The sequence below is a fragment of the Pseudomonas sp. genome, from assembly GCF_037994325.1.
Taxonomy (GTDB): Bacteria; Pseudomonadota; Gammaproteobacteria; order Pseudomonadales; family Pseudomonadaceae; genus Aquipseudomonas.
Genome location: NZ_JBBNAH010000409.1, coordinates 1 through 5,948 on the forward strand (window position 1 = coordinate 1; position 5,948 = coordinate 5,948).

Genomic DNA, 5,948 nt, shown 5'->3' on the forward strand with positions numbered 1-5,948 from the left:
CAGCTGGAGGCAGCCGGGTTTGATGTGATCGTTTATCTTCCCGCCTGCCGCGCAATTAGCGAAGATGGCGCCACCCAGGCTGTCGCCGATATGCGCCAAGCGCGTATCCAAATAGCGAGCAGCCGCGAACAGTTAGTTTCACTGGAAGGCCAATAAGGACATCACCATGGAAAGTGCATTCAGCCGCGAGGGCGGGGTGATTCAGAGTCTTCTGGATACCGACTATTACACCTTCACCATGATGCAGGCGGTGTTGCACCAGCACCCGAACGTCGATGTGGAGTATCAGTTTATTGTTCGCTCGAAGGAAAACCTCGGGCACCTTATTCCGGAAATTCGCGAGGAATTGGAGAAGCTGGCTAGCCTGCGGATGCGCGACGACGAGCTGCGTTTTCTGTTTAACCGGCGTTTTCGCGAATACCTCACACCGGACTTCGAACAGTTTCTCGGCCTGTTCCGCTTTAACCTGCGCTACATCCTGGTCAACGAAGTGGATGGCCAACTGAACATCCGCGTACGCGGCCCGATGTTGCACTGCATTATGTTTGAGCAGCCGGTGTTGGCGCTGGTCAGCGAGCTGCGCAACCGCGAGAAATATGCTGAGGTTGAGCTTGAGGACGTTACCCGCAAGCTTTATCAGAAGTTTGATTGGCTGGAGAAAAACGTCAGCAAGGAAGAGCTCGCGGACTTCCGGGTTTCGGACTTTTCCACGCGTCGGCGCCTGTCGTTCAAGGCCCAGCGCGAAGTGGTCGACATCATGCGCCGCGACTTCCCCGGCGTGTTTGTCGGCACCAGCAATGCGCATTTGGCCTATGAGTTCGACCTGCCGTTGATTGGCACCATGGCGCACCAGTGGTTGATGGTGCACCAGCAACTCAGCCGTTTGCGTGAGAGCCAGAACGTGGCGTTGGAAAACTGGGTGCATGAATACCGCGGCCGCTTAGGCATCGCCTTGACCGATTGCATCAGCACAGACTTTTTCCTCAAGGATTTTGACCTGTATTTCGCCAAGCTCTACGACGGTCTGCGTCAGGATTCCGGAGACCCCATTGTCTGGGCCGATAAAGTGCTGGCCCGCTACGCGCAGCTGGGTATTGACCCGATGACCAAAGACTTGATGTTCTCCGACGGGCTGAATTTCGAAAAATGCCTACCAATTCTGCGTCACGTGCGCGGCCGGGCGAAGTTCGGTTTTGGCATGGGCACGAGCCTTGCCTGTGATGTGGACGGTGTCGAGCCATTAAGCATCGTTATGAAGTTGGTGCGGGTACATGGCGAACCTGTGGTGAAGTTCTCTGATGACCCGATCAAGAACGTCTGCGAAGACGCTTCCTTTCTGCAGTACGCCTCCAATGTGTTTGGCGTACACAGCACTAATCAGCCAGTAGGAGTTTGAAATGAGCACGCCGAAGCAAGATGCGATCGCACGCGAACTGGGGGTCAACCGGGCACTGGCCAAAGGCGGTGAGCAGGCTGAAATCGCTCGCCGTATCGACTTTATCAAGGGTGTATTGCGCAGTTCAGGCTGCAAGTCGCTGGTGCTTGGTATCAGTGGCGGCGTCGACTCGCTGACCGCTGGGCGCTTGTGTCAGCTGGCTGTCGAGCAACTGCGCAGCGAGGGCCAGGATGCGCAATTTATTGCCGTGCGGCTGCCCTACAAATCACAGGCCGATGAGCATGATGCGCAAGCCTCGCTGGCGTTTATCCAGGCCGACAAAACCACCACGGTGAATATCGCCGATGCGGTCGACGGCTTGATGGCCGCAGTGGCAATCGATGGCCTGCAACCTGGCGAAGGCTTGGTCGACTTTACCAAGGGCAATGTCAAGGCGCGCTCGCGCATGGTGGCGCAATACGCCATCGCCAACTTCACCAATGGCCTGGTAGTGGGTACTGACCATGCCGCTGAAGCGCTGATGGGCTTCTTCACCAAGTTCGGTGACGGTGCTTGCGACTTGGCGCCACTTAGCGGCTTGTGCAAAGGTCAGGTGCGACTGTTGGCTAGCGCCTTGGGTGCTCCGCAAAGTCTGGTGTACAAGGCGCCCACTGCAGATTTGGAAGAACTGGTGCCAGGCAAGCTGGATGAGGACTCGTATGGCTGTACCTACGAGGATATCGACGGCTATTTGTTGGGCAATTCTGTGTCGGCTGAGGCGACTGAGATTATCGAACGGGCGTTCGCGAAGACCGCGCATAAGCGCGCGTTACCAAGAGTGCCCGAGTAATCAGGATGATCTGAATACTGTGGTTGAAATAAAAAGCCCCGCGGATAATTAATCCACGGGGTTTTTTGTTGCCGGTTTAAGATTTGGCCAGCGGTATCAGGTCAAGATACCGAGGTCGTTATTACGGGTTGATTTGAATGATTGCGTTGATTTTTTGTGCATTAATCAAGTCGTTTTTGAACGTTTGAGCCGACGTATTAATTGCGTTGAGAACATTTTCGTACGTCATGGATACGGTGTTAGCCTTCCAATTGCCTTGAATGTACTGAAAGCTGATGGTCGAGTTACGAGGTATGGAGATAGGGTTGCCTTTTACAAACAAGTTGGTAGCCCAGAGAGAATCGCGCACCAACTTCACAGTCGCGCCTTCTTTTGCCGTTGTAGGCAGGTAGATGTTCGCTACCCAAGACTGATCCGCCACTCGCACTGTAGTGGTTGTCAGGTTATTGGTATAAATGCTAAGGGCGTCGAGTTTATTGCCAATCAGATTCAGCTGAGCTTGGTTGTTGATGGTGATCGCGTCGGTACTCCATTTACCATTCAGGTAGCTGTATGTACGTATTTCGCCCGCCATTGGTGTATCAGTACCAAACTCTGAAGTGACTATATTTGTGGGCCAGAGGGCGGTGCGCTGGAATTCAACCACGCTACCTTCTGGAATTCCGGTGTCTGGTAACTTGATGCTGTCTATCCATGAAGTACGGTCCTGAGTGCTGACACTGATCTTTTTATAACTTTTGAAAAGTGTTGGCAGGTCAATGGTGCGAAGCGCGTCGCTGGTGCGCAGGTAAATTACATCCTGGCGGGTAGCTGCGGTATCTGTCGGGGTAGTGGGGGTGGTCGGGGTGGAGGGTGTATTGGGGTCGGTCCCTTCTTCGCTTTGACCGGAACTCATCGCGTCAATCATGGCGTTGGTGGTGCTGACCTGGTCAGCCATCGACATTTGGTTGGAGTTTGCACCCAGTGCCCAGATGAAGAAACCGCCATAGCCGTTTTCTGATGCCCATTTAGCGCGTTGAACATTATTTGCTTGGGTTTCGGTGAACGGACCGCTGGATGACCACTGAGCGTTGTTGGACGTGCCGACAAGAATCTTAGCTTTGCTGCCTACGTGTTTCGCGTAGTTTTGCATGGCCACTTGGTATTTGTATGACGTGCCAGCGTCGTAGGTCATGGCGTTAAAGAAGTTGAATACGTTTTTCGAGTCTTCCAGCAGTTTGATGACCTCGCCGTTGTGGGCGGATCGGCTACTTTCGACAAACGAGCAGTTGTCGATAACGGTGTTGTCAGCGCAGTTCACCGGGTCTGCACCTACGTGGTAGGTGGTCAGAGACATCAACTTGTTAGAGGGGATCAGGGCCTTCACGCGAGTAGCGAGGTCGAGCAGATTGGCACCTTCTTCGTCGGTTAGCCGGGCAGCTTTTTCGAAGTCGAAGTCGATGCCGTCGAGCTGTACCGTGCCTGCGGATTGATAGGTGGCATAGTTGCAACTGCCGTCCCAGTTCATGCTCAGGCAGTCACCCACTCGCTGCGAGGGGGAGAGATTTTTAGCGTAAACGGGAAAGTTTTGAGTCAGCAATGCAGCGAGATTCTTAGCCACGGCTTGGCGCTGGGTGGGGGTGGAAATATAGGACCAAATGCTTTCATAGGCTTGTCCGCCAAATGAAATCATCATTTTTCGTTGTGGATTATTAAACTTCAGGTTGGTCCAGGCAACATAGCCAGGCGACATGTAGTAAGCATTGTATTCCGGAATGCTAGCAATGCCGTCAGATGTTGAAATAACACCTTGTGCGTCCCATTGCCCGAAAGAGAGCATGTACGTGTTTATTTTGGATTGTTCGAGAACTTCCGGATTGCTTAGGCCCCATGAGGTGAGGTAGGCCATTTTATAAGGTTCAGCAGCGTGGGCTGCTAACGATGCACCAATTAGAATGCCTGCAAAAATGGGTTTAAGTTTGAACATGAGAGTTCCCAATTTAATAGTAATAGAATTTTGTGCTGGCTTGTTTAGTGAGCCGCGCCGAATGCTAGGTGAATGTTGGTGTGAAAATAAGTGAACGTGGCTGGAGTGCTTGTAAGGAGATTCTTGTAAGTGGAGAGGCAAGGGGCATTTAGCTCTTCGGAAATTGTGCTGGTGTATATCGAGCCTTCGGCAGTTATTAAACTTGGCGTTGGCTTTATGATTGGGTGTCTAAGATTTTAGGCGCAATGTTCAGAAGGTAATTCATAAATTTTTTATGTGATTTATGTCGCCCCGACCTGAAGTGTTAGTTGTACCGATAGTTGCTGGTCTGGGTTTACTGTTATTGACAGACTGTGAACTAATACGCCCTGCTGACTTAGTTGGTCCAGCCAAGGTATTAGATTAGTGAGCGAGCCATTCAAACTCAGGTTGATTTGGCCGGCGGTATCCATATCCATGCGCTCCAAGTTCAACTGCGCCTCACTACTTGAGCGGGTCAGAAGACCAGAAAGAGTTTCTGCATTTAGCGGTGATGGGGCATCGGACTTAACTGCGCTGGGCAATTGGCCGATTACAGTTTGTAGTTCCAACTCCTCGTTATGGGCCTGCTCCGCTTGAACCAACGCTTGTCGCTGGGGGGCCCAAACGCTTACCCAAAGGATGACTATTACCAAGGTCGCCAGTAGGACCAGCATCAGTTTGCGTTCATGTTCAGCGCTTTGCTGCCAGCGGCCTTTAAACGTTGCTAACAGTTGTTTGAAGGTCAGTCGCATGCTTATTCCCCTACTCGAAATTGGCTGGTGACGCCGTTGGCGTCGCGTACGGTAGAGTTGCTTTGCACGGCGAGGCTTTGCTGAGTTAAGCCTTGGCGGATCTGTTCGAGGTCTGCAAACGCGGGAGCACTTACCTCAAGAGTCCAGCCCTCGCCAGCGCGGTATTGCACATGGCGAATTGCCGCAGCGCTGCCGCCGCTGGCAATCCATCGCTGCGCGAGCTGCTCAAGGCGCCGCGCCATGCCTTGCTGCTGGCCACTAGGCTGCTGTTTGCGCAAGGCCACTTGTTGGCGCAGGTTGACGATGCGTTGCTCGTCTGTGAAACGCTGTTGAAATTCTCGGACGTTTTGCTCGTGCAAAGCCGCCGTTCGTTGCTCAAGGATGAGGCGATGACCGATGGTGTGCAGCATTAACGCACTAAAGAAAAAAACCATAGTGGCTGTGGGCAAATGCCAGCTCAGGCGTCGGGGCGGGTTGTAACGAAATTCGCCCTGGCGCAGGTCAATTGAGCCGTTGCGCTGCAGGCTATGCAGTGTCGCGTCTTGATTATTCTCCGGCCAGATATGGTCCGAGGAAACGTCTTCAGGGCACTGCTCAGCGTTAGACCAGCGAATATCTGCCGGTAATAGCGTTGGCAGCTCACGGCGTTCGTCTTCGCTAATGGCTATGCGAACGCCAACTAAATTGCCGACCAGCCAGCGGCCATTGCACCAGATAGCGGCAGGTTCTTCGCCCGGCAGGCAGTCCGCATCTAGGTAAACCTGTTGTGGCTCCATACCCGACTGCGCTAAATCACTGAGCAGAGCCGCGAGCCTTGCACGAGCTACGACGAAGAGACTGCAATAACGTCGCTGCTGCAGCGCACTGCGAGCGATATGCAGAGTGTCGAGTTCGCCGATGAGTTTTTCCTCAAGCGCCGACGCAATGGCTTGGTTAAGCCAGCGACCGCTACGTACGGGCACTTCCACTTGGTGATAACTGGCC

The 5,948-nt window shown here is 53.2% G+C and carries 5 protein-coding genes and 1 pseudogene; 3 read left to right on the top strand and 3 right to left on the bottom strand.

What is annotated here, in order from left to right:
• From AAAB16_RS13915 to nadE, 3 genes and pseudogenes are all read left to right on the top strand, one after another.
• Positions 1 to 156 (top strand): annotated as a pseudogene (locus AAAB16_RS13915) (nicotinamidase); the annotation flags it as partial.
• A gap of 10 nt (positions 157 to 166) precedes the next feature.
• Positions 167 to 1,396 (top strand): nicotinate phosphoribosyltransferase, encoded by a 1,230-nt coding sequence (gene pncB / locus AAAB16_RS13920; protein ID WP_340663851.1) that lies wholly within the window; start codon positions 167 to 169, stop codon positions 1,394 to 1,396.
• Between the two features lies 1 nt (position 1,397).
• Complete coding sequence (nadE, locus tag AAAB16_RS13925; RefSeq protein WP_340663852.1) at positions 1,398 to 2,225, top strand: ammonia-dependent NAD(+) synthetase; 828 nt, start codon at positions 1,398 to 1,400, stop codon at positions 2,223 to 2,225.
• Between the two features lie 121 nt (positions 2,226 to 2,346).
• Here the strand turns inward: nadE and AAAB16_RS13930 are convergent, their stop codons facing one another.
• The 3 genes from AAAB16_RS13930 to gspL all read right to left on the bottom strand — a co-directional run.
• Entirely contained in the window at positions 2,347 to 4,191 is a 1,845-nt protein-coding gene (locus AAAB16_RS13930) for a glycosyl hydrolase family 18 protein (protein WP_340663853.1), read from the bottom strand.
• Positions 4,192 to 4,472: 281 nt separating this feature from the next.
• On the bottom strand, positions 4,473 to 4,964 hold the full coding sequence (gspM, locus tag AAAB16_RS13935) for a type II secretion system protein GspM (RefSeq protein ID WP_340663854.1): 492 nt from the start codon (positions 4,962 to 4,964) through the stop codon (positions 4,473 to 4,475).
• Positions 4,965 to 4,966: 2 nt separating this feature from the next.
• The coding region (gene gspL, locus AAAB16_RS13940; protein ID WP_340663855.1) for a type II secretion system protein GspL at positions 4,967 to 5,948 on the bottom strand (982 nt) is incomplete at its 5' end.